Raw genomic sequence first — 17,112 nt, 5'->3', positions numbered from 1 at the left:
CCGGGGGGCGGTCGGCGTCAGCCGACCGCGCCCTCCATCTGGAGCTCGATCAGGCGGTTGAGCTCCAGGGCGTACTCCATCGGGAGCTCCTTGGCGATGGGCTCGATGAAGCCGCGCACGATCATCGCCATGGCCTCGTCCTCGCTCAGGCCCCGGCTCATCAGGTAGAAGAGCTGGTCGTCGCTGATCTTGGAGACGGTCGCCTCGTGCCCCATCGACACGTCGTCCTCGCGGATGTCGACGTAGGGGTAGGTGTCGGAGCGGGAGATGGTGTCGACGAGCAGCGCGTCGCACTTCACCGTGCTGCGGCTGCTGTGCGAGCCCTCCAGCACCTGCACCAGGCCCCGGTAGGAGGTGCGGCCGCCGCCCCGGGCGATCGACTTCGACACGATGGTCGAGGAGGTGTGCGGCGCGGCGTGCACCATCTTGGCGCCCGCGTCCTGGTGCTGCCCCTCGCCGGCCATGGCCACCGAGAGCACCTCGCCCTTGGCGTGCTCGCCGGTCATGTAGACCGCCGGGTACTTCATGGTCACCTTGGAGCCGATGTTGCCGTCGACCCACTCCATGGTCGCGCCCTCGTGGCAGACGGCGCGCTTGGTCACCAGGTTGTACACGTTGTTCGACCAGTTCTGGATGGTCGTGTAGCGGCACCGGGCGTTCTTCTTGACGATGATCTCCACGACCGCGCTGTGCAACGAGTCCGAGGAGTAGAGGGGCGCGGTGCAGCCCTCGACGTAGTGCACGTACGCGCCCTCGTCGACGATGATCAGCGTGCGCTCGAACTGGCCCATGTTCTCCGTGTTGATCCGGAAGTAGGCCTGCAGCGGGATCTCCACGTGCACGCCCTTCGGCACGTAGATGAACGAGCCACCGGACCAGACGGAGGTGTTCAGCGCGGCGAACTTGTTGTCGCCGACCGGGATCACCGTGCCGAAGTACTCCTTGAAGATGTCCTCGTGCTCGCGCAGCGCGGTGTCGGTGTCCAGGAAGATGACACCCTGCTCCTCGAGGTCCTCACGGATCTTGTGGTACACGACCTCGGACTCGTACTGCGCCGCGACGCCGGCGACCAGCCGCTGCTTCTCCGCCTCGGGGATGCCCAGCCGGTCGTAGGTGTTCTTGATGTCCTCGGGCAGGTCCTCCCAGCTGGTGGCCTGCTTCTCGGTGGACCGCACGAAGTACTTGATGTTGTCGAAGTCGATCCCGGTGAGGTCCGCACCCCAGGCCGGCATCGGCTTGCGGTCGAACAGCCGCAGGCCCTTCAGGCGCAGGTCGAGCATCCAGGCCGGCTCGTTCTTCTTGGCCGAGATGTCCCGCACCACCGCCTCGTTGAGGCCGCGCTGGGCGGACGCCCCCGCGACGTCGGGGTCGGCCCAGCCGTACTCGTAGCGACCGAGGGCGGCGAGCTGCTCCTCCTGGGTCAGGGGCTGGACGATCTGCTCGGTCATCTATCTGTCCTCACAGTGGTGACGGTGTTACCGGACTGGGCACGCGGCTGGGTGGGAATGTGCGTGGTGCACACCCCGTCGCCGTGCGCGATGGTGGCCAGGCGCTGCACGTGGGTGCCGACCAGACGGGAGATCACCGCGGTCTCGGCCTCGCACAGCTGGGGGAACTCGGCGGCCACGTGCGCCACCGGGCAGTGGTGCTGGCACAGCTGGCCGCCGGAGGCGATCGTGGACGCGTTGGCAGCGTAGCCCTCGGCGGTCAGCGCCCCGGCGAGCGCCTCCGCCCGGGCGAGCGGGTCGGTGCCGGCGTCCTCCATGGCGGCGCGGCAGCGCTCCTCCAGCGCGGTCACCTGCTCCGCGGCGAACGCCTCGACGGCACGCGAGCCGCCGGTGCGGGCGATCCAGCGCAGGGCGGCCGTGGCGATGTTGTCGTAGTGGTGGGTGCCGCAGCGGACGCGGGCCGCCTCGGTGAGCAGGAAGACCTTGGCCGGTCGGCCCCGGCCCCGGCTGCCCCGGACGACCTGCTCGCGGGCCTCCACGTCGCCGTCGGCGAGCATCGCGTCGAGGTGCCGGCGGATCGCGGCCGGGCTGAGCCCGAGCGCCGAGCCGAGCTGGGCCGCGGTGGTCGCGCCCCGCTCCAGCAGCAGCTGGGTGACCCGGTCGCGGGTGGAGAGATCGGTGGACGCGGAAGCACCGACAGCCGGGACGGCTGCCGGCTGGTGCCCGGAGAGCGCCGCCGCGTTTTTCACAACGCCAACGTTACGTAATTCGCCGGAGGCCCGCAAACCCGGGGTCCGGTGATCCCGACCACCGGTGTCGCGGAGTCACCCGATCGGGACCAACTACGGTGCGTAGGATTCGCTCCGTGAAGGCTTCCGTCCGGTTCCCGGTCTCCCCCACGCTGCTGCGTCGCCTCGCGTACACCTCGATCATCGCGAACGTGGCGATCGTGGTCACCGGCGGGGGTGTCCGGCTCACCCGATCCGGGCTCGGCTGCCCGACCTGGCCCCGGTGCACCGACGAGTCGTACATCGCCACGCCGGAGATGGGCATCAACGGGGCGATCGAGTTCGGCAACCGGCTGCTCACCTTCGCGGTGGGGATCATCGCACTGGCCGTGGTGCTCGCCGTGCTGGCGCAGCGGACCCGCCCGCGCGGGCTCCTGCCCCTGGCGATCGGCGTGCTGTTCGGCATCCCCGCCCAGGCCGTGATCGGCGGCATCACGGTGCTCACCAACCTCAACCCCTGGGTGGTCGGGCTCCACTTCCTCGCCTCGATGGGGGTGATCGCCGCCGCGTACGCGCTCTGGCGGCGCACCGCCGAGCCGGACGGGCCGGTCCAGCCGACCGTGCCGGCGCCGCTGCGTACCCTCGCTCTGCTCACCACCGTGGTCAGCGCGGCCGTGCTGGTGGTCGGCACCTGGGTGACCGGCAGCGGGCCGCACGCGGGCGACCAGGGCGCGGCGCGCAACGGCCTGGACCCGGAGGCGATCTCCCAGGTGCACGCCGACGGCGTGTTCCTGCTCATCGGCCTCTCGGTGGCGCTGCTGTTCGCGTTCCGCGCGGTGGGCACCGCCCGGGCCGCCCGGGCCGCCGGGGTGCTGGTCGCGGTCGAACTGGGTCAGGGCCTGATCGGCTTCGTGCAGTACTTCACCCACCTGCCCGCCGTGCTGGTCGCGGCGCACATGCTCGGCTCCTGCCTGGTGCTGCTGGCCACCCTGGGCGTGCTCTGGGCCACCCGGGAGCGGCGTCCGGCCGCCCCGCCGGCCCCGGCGACCGCCACCAGACCGGCCGACCAGCCGGTCACCGCGGCCGCCTGAGGACCACCCGGCGTTACCCCTCGCCGGCAGCGGGAAAGCGGTCCGGGCCACGGACCGTCCGCCCGAGGGGAGCCGCCGGTGTCGCGCAAGGGCCTGGCCACCACCGTCCCGCAGCGGCTCACGCCGGTGGCCGGCGCGCCGCTGTGGTGCGACGCCCACGAGTTCGGGCTCACCGGCGACGGCGTCACCAACGACCAGCCCGCGCTGGCGGCCCTGGTGGACCGCCTGGGCGAGGGGTACGACGCCGACGGCCGGGCCCGGGTGATCTACTGCCCGCCCGGCATCTACTCGATCCGGGACGCCGGCACCGTCTGGCGCAGCGGCGTGTCGCTGATCGGTGCGGGCTCGGCGGCGACCCGGTTCCTGCTCAGCAACGAGGGCAACCGGGATGACCCCGTCCCGCTGGCGTACTGGACCACCGTGCAGCACGGCGCGGACCGGGACCGGCACATCGCCGACTGCACCTTCGCCGACTTCGAGATCGACGGTTCCGGCGTCGGCATGGCCAGCTACAACTACCTCGCCAAGGGCCTCGGCCTCCAGTACGTGGTGCGTGGCGTCTTCCGCAACCTCTACATCCACCACACCGGGGCGACAGGTCTGGGCTGCGACTTCCTCCAGGACAGCCTGATCGACGGGGTGGTCGTGGTGGGCTGCGGCCGGCTGGACAACGGCGAGCAGATGGGCGGCGCGGGCATCGGCGTCGGCATCGGTGGCTGGGGCGACGTGGAGCGGCTCACCATCGCCAACTGCACCACCCTGGGCAACGGCACCAACGGGATCTTCCTGGAACTGCAGAAGGACTACTGGCCGCCGCCGCGCGGCTTCCGCATCGTCGGGTGCCACAGCCAGGCCAACCGGTTCGGGATCTCCGACTGGGGTGCCGACGGGCTGATCGTCTCGGCCTGCACGCTCACGAACAACCTGGAGGCGGGCTTCGACGTCTCGGCCAACGGCACGGCCGGGATCGCCGGGCGGGGCGGCCTGCTGACCGACTGCATGATCGACCGGAACGTGGGCGACGGGATCAGCATGGGCAACACCCCCGGCCCGTACGCGGTCCGGGGCAACCGGATCAGCCGCAACGGCGGCTACGGCTACCACGAGCACGACCTGGGCCACGGGCACCGGGGCCCGGCGGCGGACGTGGTGATCGAGGGCAACGACATCTGGGAGAACGCGCTGGACGGTATCCGGATCGACCGCCCCATGGTCGACGCCGCCGTGGTCGGCAACCGGATCCGGGACAACGGGCGACGGTCCGCCCCGGGATGCCGCGGTTCCGGCGCGACCGTGCGGTACGCCCCGCGCCGGGTCACCGACGGGTCGGCGGACTGGCCGCCCGGCGGGCACCGGGGCAAGGTCGTGCACGTCGACTCGCGCACCGCGGTGGTGGCCGACAACACCGGCACCGAGCTGTCGCTGGCCGAGGTGCGGCCCGACGGCGCCACCGGCTGGAACGAGGCCACCCCGGCGCCCGGCACCCCGTACGAGCTGCCGGCCGGGCCGCCGGAGCGCGCCGGGATCGCGGTCAACGCCCCGTTCGACTCGGCCACGGTCCGGGGAAACCGGATCTGGCACCGGGACGAGCACACCCAGACCTACGGGTTCTGGGTGACCGGCGCGGGCAGTTGCGTCTCGTGCCGGGTGGAGGACAACGACTTCGCCGGGAACGAGACCGCCGTCCGGCTGGACACCCCGCCGATCGGCGGCCGCTGGGACCGCAACCACCACGATGGGGAGTGACGCCGGCCCCGGCCCGCTCGGACGCGGGCCGGAGCGCGGGTCAGGACCGCCGGGCCAGGTGGGTGGCGACCGCCTCGGCGAGCCGGTCCGGGGCGCCGTCGGCGTACCCGACGAACAGGCTCGGCTCGGTCAGCTCCAGCTCGACCAGGACGGGCGCGCCGTCCGGGCCGGGGATGAGGTCCACCCGGGCGTAGAGCAGCCGGTCGGTGCCGCCGGGCACGACCGCCAGGGTCTTCTCCGCCGTGTCGAGCTGCTCCGGGGTGGCCGCGCGGGCGTCGATCCGCTCCTCCCGGTAGAGCTCGGCCACGCCCTGGTCCGGGCCGGTCAGCATCGGCCCCTTGCAGATCGCGTGGCTGAACGCCAGGCCGTCGGGCCCGGCCAGGAAGAGCAGCGCGGTCTCTCCGTCGGTGTCCACCGCGCGGAGGTACGGCTGCACCATGGTGATCCGGCCGGCGGCGGAGAGCCGCCGGACGTGCGCCGCGGCCAGTTCCCGGTGCTCCGGGTCGGCCAGGTCGTACCGGCCGGTGTCCAGGCTGCCGACGCTGACCGCCGGCTTGATCACGTACTCGCCGGTCTCGGCGGGCGGGCGCCAGTCCGCGCCCGGCTCGACCCAGGTGGTCGGCACCGTGGGCACGCCGGCCGCGGACAGCTCGGCCAGGTAGCGCTTGTCGGTGTTCCAGGCGACCACGTCGGCCGGGTTGACCAGGGTCGGCACGGTGCGCGCCCAGGCGACGAACTCGTCGCGGCGCAACGCGTAGTCCCAGGGCGAGCGGAGCACGACCAGGTCGTAGCCGGCCCAGTCGACGGCCGGGTCGTCCCAGACCACCGCCTCGGCGGCGATGCCGCGGGCGGCGAGCGGGGCGAGCGCGAGCCGGTCGTCCGGGTCGAGGTCGGGCAGGGCCGTGCAGGTGACGAGAGCGACCCGGGGTTCCCCCCGGGTCGACTGGTGGTGGTTGGTCAATTTATGTCAACGGGCCATCGTGCGCCGGGCCATCGACCGCCAGAGGTCGTTGCTCGGACGCATCTGGTCCATCAGCTCACGCTCCCAGGCGTTCTCGACGGTGACCCCCGCGGTGGCGCAGGCCTGCCGCGCGACGTCGGTGCCGTCGGCGAACTGGTCGGCCCACGCCCCGTCGGAACCCACGAGGACGATGCGTGCACCGCGCTTGCCGACGTACTCGATGACCGCCTTCGCCCCGCCGTGTCCGGCGGCGAACGACTTGATGCCCGCGACCAGGCCGTTGGGGGCCTGCTCGGAGGTCTTGTCAGCCGTGAGCGTCGTATCGGAACCATCTGCCATGACGCGAAGCCTAAGCAGACATCCACCCGGATGTGCGAGAACGATGAACTGAATGTGATGCCAATTACCTACAGGTTTAAGGAAGACCACAGGTAATTCGCCCGGACATGTCGCCTATGCCTGGCCAAAACGGGCAGGGGAGATCGTCACAATCTGTCCGGGTTGAGCCGGTCCGACTCAGGCCGAAAAAAATTCTGATGAAATCCCGGACAGGCGGGAAAGCATCCACTCCGGTCAGTGCCGGTCACGCACTAGAGCAGGGCGTCGAGGGCGACGGCCGCGAAGAGGATCGTGAGGTAGGTGGTGGACCAGTGGAACAGCCGCATCGGCTTGACCGCCTCACCCCGCGCCGCCCGCCGGCAGAGCTTGTGCGCCTCGACGACGAAGATGCCGCCGACCACCAGCGCGGTGACGCCGTAGATCGGGCTCATCCCGAGCGGCCACACGGCCAGCGACGAGAGCAGGGTCAGCCAGGAGAAGAGGATGATCTCCGCGTTGACCCGGCGGACCGAGGCCACCACCGGCAGCATCGGGATGCCGGCCCGGGCGTAGTCGGCCTTGTACTTGATGGCCAGCGCGTAGAAGTGCGGCATCTGCCAGAAGAAGACGACCGCGAACAGGCCCCACGCGGCCGGGGCCAGGGAGCCCGTGACCGCCGCCCAGCCGATCAGCACCGGCGCGGCCCCGCAGGCGCCGCCCCAGAAGGTGTTGGCGGCCGTGGTGCGCTTCAGCCAGAGCGTGTAGACCAGGTCGTAGTAGGCGATCGCCGCGAGGGTCAGCCCGGCCGCCAGCCAGTTGGTGGTCACCGCCATCAGCGCCACCGAGATCACGGCGAGGACCAGGCCGAAGACCAGCGCGCTGCGCGGCGAGACGGTGTGCGCCGGCAGCGGCCGGCGCTTGGTGCGCCGCATCAACTGGTCGATGTCCCGGTCGATGTAGCAGTTGAGCACGCTGGCCGCGCCCGCGGCGAGCGAGCCGCCGACCAGCACCACGGCCACCAGCCAGAGCGACGGCAGGCCGCCGTCGGCCAGCATCATGGCCGGCACGGTGGTGACCAGCAGCAGTTCGACGATCCGGGGCTTGGTGAGCGCCACGTACGCGGCCACCACGGCCCGCACGTCCCGCCGGGCGGTCGCCGACACCTCCGTCACCGTGCGCACCGGCGGCTGCCCGGCAGAGTCGCTGACGGGGCGCTCGGTGATCATGCTCACGGATTGCCACCTTCCGGCTTCGGCAGGGGAGGTCGGGGTCGGCCCGGACCCCTCGGGGTCCACACACCGCCCCACACACTACGCGTCGTCGTTTTGGCTGCCCCGGAGACCCGGCAACGGTGCGGGCCGTCACATCCGGAGGTGAACGACCGATCCGGTCGGACACGTACAGAAGAGCATGCAGAGATCCCCGGGCGGACGTTTAGGGCCGCTCGATAGGGTCATCAGTGAGGGTTCCGCCCATCTGCCGAGGAGCACAACCATCGTGGCTGCCAACCGACCCGAGCTTCCCGCTCTCAACTGGTCCGACCTCGACCGCAGGGCCGTCGACACGGTCCGCGTGCTGGCCATGGACGCCGTGGAGAAATCCGGCAACGGCCACCCGGGCACGGCCATGAGCCTCGCCCCGGCGGCGTACCTGCTCTTCAACCGGGTCATGCGGCACAACCCGGCCGACCCGAACTGGCCCGGCCGGGACCGGTTCGTGCTGTCCGCCGGGCACTCCAGCCTGACCCTCTACATCCAGCTCTTCCTCTCCGGCTACCCGCTGGCCCTGGACGACCTCAAGGCGCTGCGCCAGTGGGGCTCGCTCACCCCGGGCCACCCGGAGCACGGCCACACCCCGGGCGTGGAGACCACCACGGGCCCGCTCGGCCAGGGCATCGGCAACGCGGTCGGCATGGCGATGGCGGCGCGCCGCGAGCGCGGCCTGTTCGACCCGGAGCCGGACCGGGCCGACTCCCCGTTCCGCCACGACGTCTGGTGCATCGCCTCCGACGGCGACATCGAGGAGGGCATCAGCCACGAGGCGAGCGCGCTCGCCGCCCACCAGCAGCTCGGCAACCTCTGCCTGATCTACGACGACAACGAGATCTCGATCGAGGACGACACCCGGATCGCCAAGAGCGAGGACGTGGCCGCCCGCTACGAGGCGTACGGCTGGCACGTCCAGACGGTCGACTGGCGCCGCGGCGACGCCGACCAGGGTGACTACCACGAGGATGTCGAAGCCCTCTACGAGGCGCTGCTGGCCGCGAAGGCGGAGACCGACCGCCCCTCCTTCATCGCGCTGCGCACCATCATCGGCTGGCCCGCCCCCAACAAGCAGAACACCGGCAAGATCCACGGCTCGGCGCTCGGCGCCGACGAGGTGAAGGCCACCAAGCAGGTCCTCGGCTTCGACCCGGAGCGCACCTTCGAGGTCGACGACGAGGTGCTCAAGCACGCCCGCCAGGTCATGGACCGGGGCGCCGAGGCGCAGGCCGCGTGGACCACCACGTTCGACGCCTGGGCGCAGGCCAACCCGGAGCGCAAGGCGCTGTGGGACCGGATGTCCACCCGCACCCTGCCGACGGGCTGGACCGACGCGCTGCCGACCTTCCCGGCCGACGCCAAGGGCGTGGCCACCCGGGCGGCCTCCGGCAAGGTCCTGGAGGCCCTCGCCCCGGTGCTGCCCGAGCTGTGGGGCGGCTCCGCCGACCTCGCGGAGAGCAACAACACCACCATGAAGGGCGAGCCGTCCTTCGTCCCGGCCGAGCACGCCACCAAGGACTTCCCGGGCGACGAGTACGGCCGCACCCTGCACTTCGGCATCCGCGAGCACGCCATGGGCGCGATCCTCAACGGCATCGCCCTGCACGGCGGCACCCGCCCGTACGGCGGCACGTTCCTGGTGTTCAGCGACTACATGCGCCCCTCGGTGCGGCTCGCCGCGCTGATGAAGCTCCCGGTGGTCTACGTCTGGACGCACGACTCGATCGGCCTCGGCGAGGACGGCCCGACCCACCAGCCGGTGGAGCACCTGACCGCGCTGCGTGCCATCCCCGGCCTGGACGTGGTCCGCCCGGCCGACGCCAACGAGACCGCCTGGGCCTGGCGGCAGGCCCTGGAGCACACCGACCGGCCCACCGCGCTGGCGCTCAGCCGGCAGGCGCTGCCGACCCTCGACCGCACCGAACTGGCCGGCGCCGAGGGCACCGCGAAGGGCGGCTACGTGCTGGCCGAGGCGTCCGGCGGCAAGCCCCAGGTGATCATCGTGGGCACCGGCTCCGAGGTGCAGCTCTGCCTCACCGCCCGGGAGCGGCTGGAGGCCGACGGCACCCCCACCCGGGTCGTCTCCATGCCCTGCCAGGAATGGTTCTTCGCGCAGGACGAGGCGTACCGGGAGTCGGTCCTGCCGCGCGGGGTAAAGGCACGGGTGAGCGTGGAGGCGGGCATCGGCATGTCCTGGCGGGCGATCGTCGGCGACAGCGGCGAGAGCGTGAGCCTTGAGCACTACGGGGCGAGCGCGCCGCACTCCGTGCTCTTCGAGCAGTTCGGGTTCACCCCCGACCGGATCGTGGCCGCCGCGCACGCGGCGCTGACCCGGGTGGGCGACATCACCGGTTTCACGACCGGCAACTGAGGGGAGCGTGGACGGCATGACGGACAGGCTGAGCGAGCTCCAGGCCGCAGGTGTGGCGATCTGGCTCGACGATCTTTCCCGGGTACGACTCAGCTCCGGCGGGCTGGACAAGCTCCGCCGCGAGCAGCACGTGGCCGGGGTGACCACCAACCCGACGATCTTCGCGAAGGCGCTGAGCGACGCCGACGAGTACAACTGGCAGCTTCGCGACCTCGCGACCCGCGGCGTCGAGTTCGAAGAGGCGGTCCGCATGCTCACCACGTACGACGTGCGGTGGGCCTGCGACGTGATGCGCCCGTCGTACGACAAGAGCGCCGGGGTGGACGGCCGGGTGTCGATCGAGGTCGACCCCCGGCTGGCCCACGAGTCCGAGCGGACCGTCGCCGAGGCCAAGGCGCTGTGGTGGCTGGTCGACCGGCCGAACCTCTTCATCAAGATCCCGGCCACCGAGGCGGGCCTGCCGGCGATCACCGCGACCCTGGCCGAGGGGATCAGCGTGAACGTCACGCTGATCTTCGGGCTGGACCGGTACTCGCAGGTCATGGAGGCGTTCCTGGCCGGTCTGGAGCAGGCGAAGGCGAACGGGCACGACCTGTCGAAGATCGGCTCGGTCGCCTCGTTCTTCGTCTCCCGGGTCGACACCGAGGTGGACAAGCGGCTGGAGAAGATCGGCTCCGACGAGGCCAAGGCGCTGCGCGGCAAGGCGGCCGTCGCCAACGCCCAGCTGGCGTACGAGCGCTACAGCGAGGTCTTCGGCTCCGACCGGTGGAAGAAGCTGGCCGACGCCGGCGCCCACCCGCAGCGCCCGCTGTGGGCCTCCACCTCGACCAAGAACCCGGACTACCGGGACGTCATCTACGTCGAGGAGCTGATCGCGCCCGGCACGGTCAACACCATGCCGGAACCGGTCATCCACGCCTACGCCGACCACGGTGAGACCCGCAAGGACACCATCACCGGCTCGTACGACGCCGCCCGCAAGGTCTTCACCGACCTGGAGGCGGTCGGCGTGGACATGGCCGACGTGATCGCCACCCTGGAGCGGGAGGGCGTGGAAAAGTTCGAGGCGAGCTGGCTGGAGCTGCTCGACGGCGTCAAGAAGTCCCTCGCCGAGGCGGGCAAGGGCACCGGGCAGCCCAACCGGGCCGCCAAGGGCAACGCCAAGGCCGCCGAACAGGCCGGGGGCAACGCGTGACGGACGGCGCCGGGCGCGTCCCGGGGCGACGCCCCGGGACGCGCCACGCCGAGCGTCCCGGAACCGGGAACGCCACGAGGACGGGGTGGTGAGGTGAGCGACCTGCTGGCCGGCCGGGCGGACATCGCCGCCGGGCTGGCCGTGCACGGCGCCGACGCGGTCGACGGGTCCGCACCCGCGTCCGTGCGGGCCGCGCTGGTCGCCGCGGACCTCCCCGCCCGGCTCGCCGCCAAGGACCCGACCCTGTGGGGGCCGGACGCCGAGGCGACGGCGCGCACCCGGCTGGGCTGGCTGGACACCCACACGCGCAGCCGCGAGCTGCTCCCCCAGCTCGCCGAGCTGACCGAGGAGCTGGCCGACCTGGACCACGTGGTGCTGGCCGGCATGGGCGGCTCCTCGCTCGCCCCGGAGGTGCTGGCCCGCACCCTCGGCCGGCCGCTGACCGTGCTCGACACCACCGACCCCGGCCAGGTCCGCGCGGCCCTGGCCGACCGCCTGGAGCGCACAGTGGTGGTGGTCGCCAGCAAGTCCGGCGGCACGGTGGAGACCGACAGCGTCCGGCGGGCGTACCTCCAGGCCTTCCTGGACGCCGGGTTGACCGAGGCGGAGGCCGCCCGGCACTTCGTCGTGGTCACCGACCCCGGCTCCCCGCTGGAGTCGGTCGCCGACGAGATGGGCGTGGTGGTGATCCAGTCCGACCCGGAGGTGGGCGGCCGCTACTCGGCGCTCACCGCGTTCGGGCTGACCCCCGCGGCCCTGGCCGGCGTGCCCGTCGCCGACCTGCTGGACGACGCCGAGGCCCTCGCCGGCGCGCTCGGCCGGGACCGGGACAACCCGGGCCTGGCCCTCGGGGCGGCGCTCGGCGCGGCGGCCACGAGCGGCCGGGCCACCGTTGCGCTGGTGTCCGACGGCACCGGGCTCGACGGGCTGGGTGACTGGGTCGAGCAACTGCTCGCCGAGTCCACCGGCAAGGCCGGCCGGGGCATCCTGCCGGTGGTGGTGGAGTCCCCGGACGCCCCCGGCGCCACCGGCCCGGGCGTGCTGACCGTGGGCTACGGCGGCGCCCTCGGCCCGGGCGTCGCGCCCGGTCCCGCGGACGTGGCGGTCAACGGCCCGCTCGGCGCGCAGTTCCTGACCTGGGAGTACGCCACCGCCGTCGCCGCCGCGGTGCTGGACGTCGACCCGTTCGACCAGCCGGACGTCGCCGGGAGCAAGGAGCACACCGCCCGGCTGCTCGCCGCCGGCCCGCCGGCGGAGTCGCCCTCGGCCACCGACGGCGCCGTCGAGGTGTACGCCCCTGCCGGGGCCCCGGCCGACCTGGCCGGCGCGTTGCGCTGGCTGCTCGACGGGCTGGGCGACGACGGCTACCTGGCGGTGTCCGCGTACCTCGACCGGTGGGCCGACGCGGCGGTGGCCGGGCTGCGCCCGCTGCTGGCGCGGGCGACCCCCCGGCCGGTCACCTTCGGGTGGGGGCCGCGCTACCTGCACTCGACCGGGCAGTACCACAAGGGCGGCCCGCGGGCCGGCAGCCACCTCCAGGTGACCGGCGCGGTCACCGACGACCTGCCGGTGCCCGGCCGCCCGTACACCTTCGGAGACCTTCAGGCGGCCCAGGCGGCCGGCGACCGGCGGGCCCTCGCCGATCGCGGGCGGCCGGTGCTGCGCCTGCACCTGACCGAGCGGGCGGCGGGCGTCGCCCAGCTACTGGATGCGGCCGGACGGACACTGACGTGACGATGAATGACGTGACATCGGCGGAGCGAGGAGGCGGCATGAACCCGCTGCGCGATCCTCAGGACCGCCGGCTGCCACGGATCCCGGAGCCGTGCGCTCTGGTGATCTTCGGGGTGACCGGCGACCTGGCCCGCAAGAAGCTCCTGCCGGCGGTCTACGACCTGGCGAACCGGGGGCTCCTGCCGCCCGGTTTCGTGGTCCTGGGCTTCGCCCGGCGGGACTGGGGCGACGGCGACTTCGAGGGGCTGGCGCACGACGCGGCCAAGAAGCACGCCCGCACCCCGTGGCGGGAGGAGGTCTGGGCCCGGCTCGCCGGCAACATCAAGTTCGTCGGCGGCTCGTTCGACGACGACGCCGCCTTCGACCACCTCGCCGCCACCCTCGACGAGCTGCGCGACACCCACGGCATCCCGGGCAACGCCGCCTTCTACTTCTCCATCCCCCCGGCGGCCTTCCCCGTGGTGCTCAAGCAGCTCGCCCGCACCGGCATGGCCGACAACGCCAAGTCCGGCGGCTGGCGCCGGGTCGTGGTGGAGAAGCCGTTCGGCAACGACCTGCCCTCGGCGAAGTCGCTCAACGACCTGGTCGACGACGTCTTCACCCGGCAGGACGTGTTCCGGATCGACCACTACCTGGGCAAGGAGACGGTCCAGAACATCCTGGCCCTGCGGTTCGCCAACAACCTGTTCGAGCCGCTGTGGAACTCCAAGTACGTCGACTCGGTGCAGATCACCATGGCCGAGGACGTCGGCATCGGCAGCCGGGCCGCCTTCTACGACTCGGTCGGCACCGCCCGGGACGTGCTCCAGAACCACCTGCTCCAGCTGCTCGCCCTGGTGGCGATGGAAGAGCCGACGAGCTTCGACGCCGACGAGATCCGGACCGAGAAGCTCAAGGTGCTCAAGGCCATCACGGTGCCGCACGACGTCGCCCGGGACACCGTCCGCGGCCAGTACCTGCCCGGCTGGGTGGGTGGCGAGCGCGCCGTCGGCTACCTCGACGAGGAGGGCGTCCCGGCGGAGTCCACCACCGAGACGTACGTGGCGGTGAAGCTCGGCATCCAGAACCGGCGCTGGGCCGGGGTGCCGTTCTACATCCGGGCCGGCAAGCGGCTGCCCCGGCGGGTCACCGAGGTGGCCATCGTGTTCAAGAAGGCGCCGCACCTGCCGTTCAACCCGGCCGACATGGAGTCGCTCGGCCCCAACCAGCTCGTCATCCGGGTCCAGCCCGACGAGGGCGTGGTGCTGAAGTTCGGCTCCAAGGTGCCCGGCACCACCATGGAGGTCCGCGACATCGCGATGGACTTCCAGTACGGCGAGGCGTTCACCGAATCCAGCCCCGAGGCGTACGAGCGGCTGGTGCTCGACGTGCTGATCGGCGACCGGACGCTGTTCCCGGACGCCGCCGAGGTCGAGCAGAGCTGGCAGGTGGTCGACCCGCTGGAGCACGCCTGGGCGGGCACCAAGCCGGAGCCGTACCGGGCCGGCGAGTGGGGCCCCCGGGCCGCCGACGAGATGCTGGCCCGCGAGGGCCGGTCCTGGCGGAGAGCGTGAGCGAGCACTGCGAGCGAACCAGGAGGTTCCGTTGATCGGCTTGTGGGACACCACCGGGAACGAGGTGGTCAAGGCGCTGGCCGCCGAGCGGCGCAGCGCGGGCGGGGTGGCCAGCGGCATGGCGCTCACGCTGATCGTCGTGGTCGACGAGAAGCGGGTCCGGGAGGCCGAGGCGGCGGCGACCATCGCGGCCGCCGCCCACCCGTGCCGGCTGCTCGTGGTGGTCCGCTCCGACGTCGAGCGGGACCGCAACCGGCTGGACGCGGAGATCGTGGTCGGCGGCCGGCTCGGCCCGTGCGAGGCCGTGGTGACCCGCATGTACGGCCGGCTCGCGCTGCACGCCGAGTCGGTGGTCATGCCGCTGCTGGTGCCGGACGTGCCGGTGGTGACGTGGTGGCACGGCGAGCCGCCGGAGGAGATCGCCACCGACTTCCTCGGCGTGGTGGCCGACCGGCGGATCACCGACTCGGCGCAGGCCGCCGACCCGATCGCCGCGCTGCTCCAGCGGGCCGCGGACTACGCGCCGGGCGACACCGACCTGGCCTGGACCCGCATCACCCCGTGGCGCACCCTGGTCGCCGGGGCGTTCGACACCACCCAGGCGCGGGTCACCGAGGCGACAGTGGTGGCGCCGCGGACCGACCCGACGGCGGCGCTCATGCGCGGCTGGCTGGCCGCCCGGCTCGGCATCGACCCGGTCTGGGAGCACACCGACGAGTTCCCCCGGATGCGCGAGGTGCAGCTGCGCTGCGCCAACGGCGACCGGCTGACGCTGACCCGGGACGACAGCGTGGCCATCTTCCGGCGTACCGGGCAGGAGGACCGGACGCTGCCGCTGGTCCGCCGGCCGCTCGGCGACGAGCTGGCCGAGGAGCTGCGCCGCCTCGACGCCGACCAGGTGTACGCCGAGACGCTCGGCGCGACCGCCGGGCTGACCGGGCTGGACCAGCGACCGGCCCAGCGGGTGCACGTGTGGAAGGATCCGGCGACCGCCCAGCGGGCCGAGGCCGGGGTCACCGCGCACGCCGGCGCGACCGCCAACGAGTGAGCGGAGCGCACGGACCGCTCGGCGGTCGGACAGCACAGGTGACCGCCGTGGGGCGGTCGGAACACGAAGGCGCGATGGATGAGTGAGGCGAGTGTCGCCGTACACGCCGACCCCGACCTGCTGGCGCAGGCGGTGGCGGCCCGGCTGGTGGTGAAGCTGCTCGACGCGCAGGCCGAGCGGGGCCAGGCGTCGGTGGTGCTGACCGGCGGGCGGATCGCCGCGGCGGTCCACCGGGCCGTGACCCAGCTGCCGGCCCGCGACGCCGTCGACTGGTCCCGCGTCGACGTCTGGTGGGGCGACGAGCGGTTCCTGCCGGCCGGTGACCCGGAGCGCAACGAGACCCAGGCCCGGGCGGCGCTGCTGGACGCCGTCCCGCTGGACCCGGCCCGCATCCACCCGATGCCGGCCTCCGACGGGCCGGCCGGCAACGACCCGGAGGCGGCCGCCGCCGGCTACGCGCAGGAGCTGGCCCGGGCCGCCCGGCCGGGCACGGCCGCGCTCCCCCACTTCGACGTGCTGATGCTCGGTGTGGGCGAGGACGGGCACGTGGCCTCGGTCTTCCCCGAGCACCCGGTGCACCACGACAACCGCCCGGTCAGCGCCGTACGCGGCAGCCCCAAGCCGCCGCCCGTGCGGACCACGCTGACCCTGCCGGCGATCAACACGGCCGAGGAGGTCTGGCTGGTGGCCGCCGGGGCGGACAAGGCCCGGGCGGTGGGGATGGCCCTCGCCGGGGCCGGGCCGGTGCAGCTGCCGGCGGCCGGGGTGCGCGGGGTGTCCCGTACCCTCTGGCTGCTGGACCGGGCGGCGGCGGCCGACGTGCCGCCCCGCCTGCGCAGCCTGCGCTGAACAGTAAGGAAGGGCCCCTTCTTAACGCCTGGCGTATAGCAGGGGGCCCTTCCTAACTGGGTTCAGGCCCGCCCGCGCCGCCGGCGCAGCGTCTCCAGGGCCTCGGCGAGCAGCGCCTCGCCCTGCTCCGGGGTGCGCCGCTCCTGCACGTACGCCAGGTGGGTCTTGTAGGGCTCGGCCCGGGTCCGGCCGGGCGGGTTGCCCGGGTCGGGGCCGGCCGGCTCGCCGCAGCGCGGGCAGTCCCAGGTCTCCGGGGCCTCCGCCTCGGCGGCGATGAGGAACTGGACGCGGTGGGCGTTGACGCACCAGTAGGTGACCGGCCTGCGGGGCGCCGGCTCGACGTGCTGGTCGAAACGCTCGGGGGCGGACCCGATCCGGGTGCCGCGGATGACGTTGCCACTGGACACGGCTGCTCGCTCCTGTCGTCGGAGGGGACCGCCGCTTGCGGGGTGGGGCGGCGGGCGACGCGCGGAGAAACAAAACTGCGCGCGGTCCGTGACGGACCGCGCGCAGATTGTACGACTCGGAGCGCTCGCTCAGGCGCCGCTGCCGAGCTGGAGCCGGAGCCACAGCCCGATCCCGACGATGCACGCGAACCAGACGATCCCGACCAGAACCGTGTAGCGGTCGAGGTTCTTCTCGGCCACCGACGAGCCGGCCAGGCTGGAGCTGACGCCGCCGCCGAACATGCTCGACAACCCGCCACCCTTACCGCGGTGCAGGAGGATCAGCAGGGTGAGCAGGATGCTCGTGATGACCAGCAACACGATCATCGTGTAGGCGAACCAGATCGGCATGGCGGGGG

General features: G+C 72.7%; 15 protein-coding genes. 8 read left to right on the top strand and 7 right to left on the bottom strand.

What is annotated here, in order from left to right; all coding sequences use genetic code 11:
- Positions 1 to 17: 17 nt before the first annotated feature.
- Positions 18 to 1,448, bottom strand: coding sequence for a Fe-S cluster assembly protein SufB (gene sufB / locus GA0070603_RS29490; RefSeq protein WP_091270091.1), 1,431 nt, complete (start codon positions 1,446 to 1,448; stop codon positions 18 to 20).
- Positions 1,445 to 2,197 (bottom strand): helix-turn-helix transcriptional regulator, encoded by a 753-nt coding sequence (locus GA0070603_RS29485; RefSeq protein ID WP_091320783.1) that lies wholly within the window; start codon positions 2,195 to 2,197, stop codon positions 1,445 to 1,447. The genes sufB and GA0070603_RS29485 overlap by 4 nt, the downstream gene beginning before the upstream one ends.
- 98 nt (positions 2,198 to 2,295) lie before the next feature.
- Between GA0070603_RS29485 and GA0070603_RS29480 the strand changes: the two genes are divergently transcribed.
- Entirely contained in the window at positions 2,296 to 3,267 is a 972-nt protein-coding gene (locus GA0070603_RS29480) for a COX15/CtaA family protein (protein ID WP_208862966.1), read from the top strand.
- A 78-nt stretch (positions 3,268 to 3,345) separates the two neighbouring features.
- Complete coding sequence (locus tag GA0070603_RS29475; protein WP_091320779.1) at positions 3,346 to 5,013, top strand: right-handed parallel beta-helix repeat-containing protein; 1,668 nt, start codon at positions 3,346 to 3,348, stop codon at positions 5,011 to 5,013.
- Between the two features lie 40 nt (positions 5,014 to 5,053).
- Here GA0070603_RS29475 and GA0070603_RS29470 read toward each other — a convergent pair whose 3' ends face one another.
- The 3 genes from GA0070603_RS29470 to GA0070603_RS29460 form a co-directional block, all read right to left on the bottom strand.
- Positions 5,054 to 5,974 (bottom strand): ATP-grasp domain-containing protein, encoded by a 921-nt coding sequence (locus tag GA0070603_RS29470; protein ID WP_091320777.1) that lies wholly within the window; start codon positions 5,972 to 5,974, stop codon positions 5,054 to 5,056.
- Positions 5,975 to 5,980: 6 nt separating this feature from the next.
- Complete coding sequence (locus GA0070603_RS29465; protein WP_091320776.1) at positions 5,981 to 6,313, bottom strand: hypothetical protein; 333 nt, start codon at positions 6,311 to 6,313, stop codon at positions 5,981 to 5,983.
- A 251-nt stretch (positions 6,314 to 6,564) separates the two neighbouring features.
- Positions 6,565 to 7,524 carry a heme o synthase gene (locus GA0070603_RS29460; protein ID WP_091320774.1) on the bottom strand — a complete coding sequence of 320 codons (960 nt, stop codon included), beginning with the start codon at positions 7,522 to 7,524 and terminating at the stop codon, positions 6,565 to 6,567.
- A gap of 265 nt (positions 7,525 to 7,789) precedes the next feature.
- On the opposite strand from GA0070603_RS29460, the gene tkt reads away from it, so the two are divergent.
- The 6 genes from tkt to pgl all read left to right on the top strand — a co-directional run bounded on the left by tkt (position 7,790) and on the right by pgl (position 16,307).
- Complete coding sequence (gene tkt, locus GA0070603_RS29455) at positions 7,790 to 9,928, top strand: transketolase (RefSeq protein WP_091320772.1); 2,139 nt, start codon at positions 7,790 to 7,792, stop codon at positions 9,926 to 9,928.
- Positions 9,929 to 9,944: 16 nt separating this feature from the next.
- Complete coding sequence (gene tal, locus GA0070603_RS29450) at positions 9,945 to 11,123, top strand: transaldolase (RefSeq protein WP_091322418.1); 1,179 nt, start codon at positions 9,945 to 9,947, stop codon at positions 11,121 to 11,123.
- 93 nt (positions 11,124 to 11,216) lie between these two features.
- Complete coding sequence (locus GA0070603_RS29445) at positions 11,217 to 12,857, top strand: phosphoglucose isomerase-related protein (protein ID WP_091320770.1); 1,641 nt, start codon at positions 11,217 to 11,219, stop codon at positions 12,855 to 12,857.
- 38 nt (positions 12,858 to 12,895) lie between these two features.
- Positions 12,896 to 14,410, top strand: coding sequence for a glucose-6-phosphate dehydrogenase (gene zwf, locus GA0070603_RS29440; RefSeq protein ID WP_091320768.1), 1,515 nt, complete (start codon positions 12,896 to 12,898; stop codon positions 14,408 to 14,410).
- Positions 14,411 to 14,441: 31 nt separating this feature from the next.
- Positions 14,442 to 15,458, top strand: coding sequence for a glucose-6-phosphate dehydrogenase assembly protein OpcA (locus GA0070603_RS29435; protein ID WP_091320766.1), 1,017 nt, complete (start codon positions 14,442 to 14,444; stop codon positions 15,456 to 15,458).
- Positions 15,459 to 15,536: 78 nt separating this feature from the next.
- Positions 15,537 to 16,307, top strand: coding sequence for a 6-phosphogluconolactonase (gene pgl / locus GA0070603_RS29430; RefSeq protein ID WP_091320764.1), 771 nt, complete (start codon positions 15,537 to 15,539; stop codon positions 16,305 to 16,307).
- A gap of 62 nt (positions 16,308 to 16,369) precedes the next feature.
- Here pgl and GA0070603_RS29425 read toward each other — a convergent pair whose 3' ends face one another.
- Complete coding sequence (locus GA0070603_RS29425) at positions 16,370 to 16,714, bottom strand: RNA polymerase-binding protein RbpA (RefSeq protein ID WP_091320763.1); 345 nt, start codon at positions 16,712 to 16,714, stop codon at positions 16,370 to 16,372.
- 129 nt (positions 16,715 to 16,843) lie between these two features.
- Positions 16,844 to 17,104 (bottom strand): preprotein translocase subunit SecG, encoded by a 261-nt coding sequence (secG, locus tag GA0070603_RS29420; protein ID WP_091320761.1) that lies wholly within the window; start codon positions 17,102 to 17,104, stop codon positions 16,844 to 16,846.
- Positions 17,105 to 17,112: the final 8 nt, after the last annotated feature.

It is taken from the genome of Micromonospora chersina (genome assembly GCF_900091475.1).
Classification (GTDB): domain Bacteria; phylum Actinomycetota; class Actinomycetes; order Mycobacteriales; family Micromonosporaceae; genus Micromonospora; species Micromonospora chersina.
The sequence above is the reverse complement of the archived record's forward strand: the minus strand, read 5'-3'. Positions and strand labels throughout refer to the sequence as shown.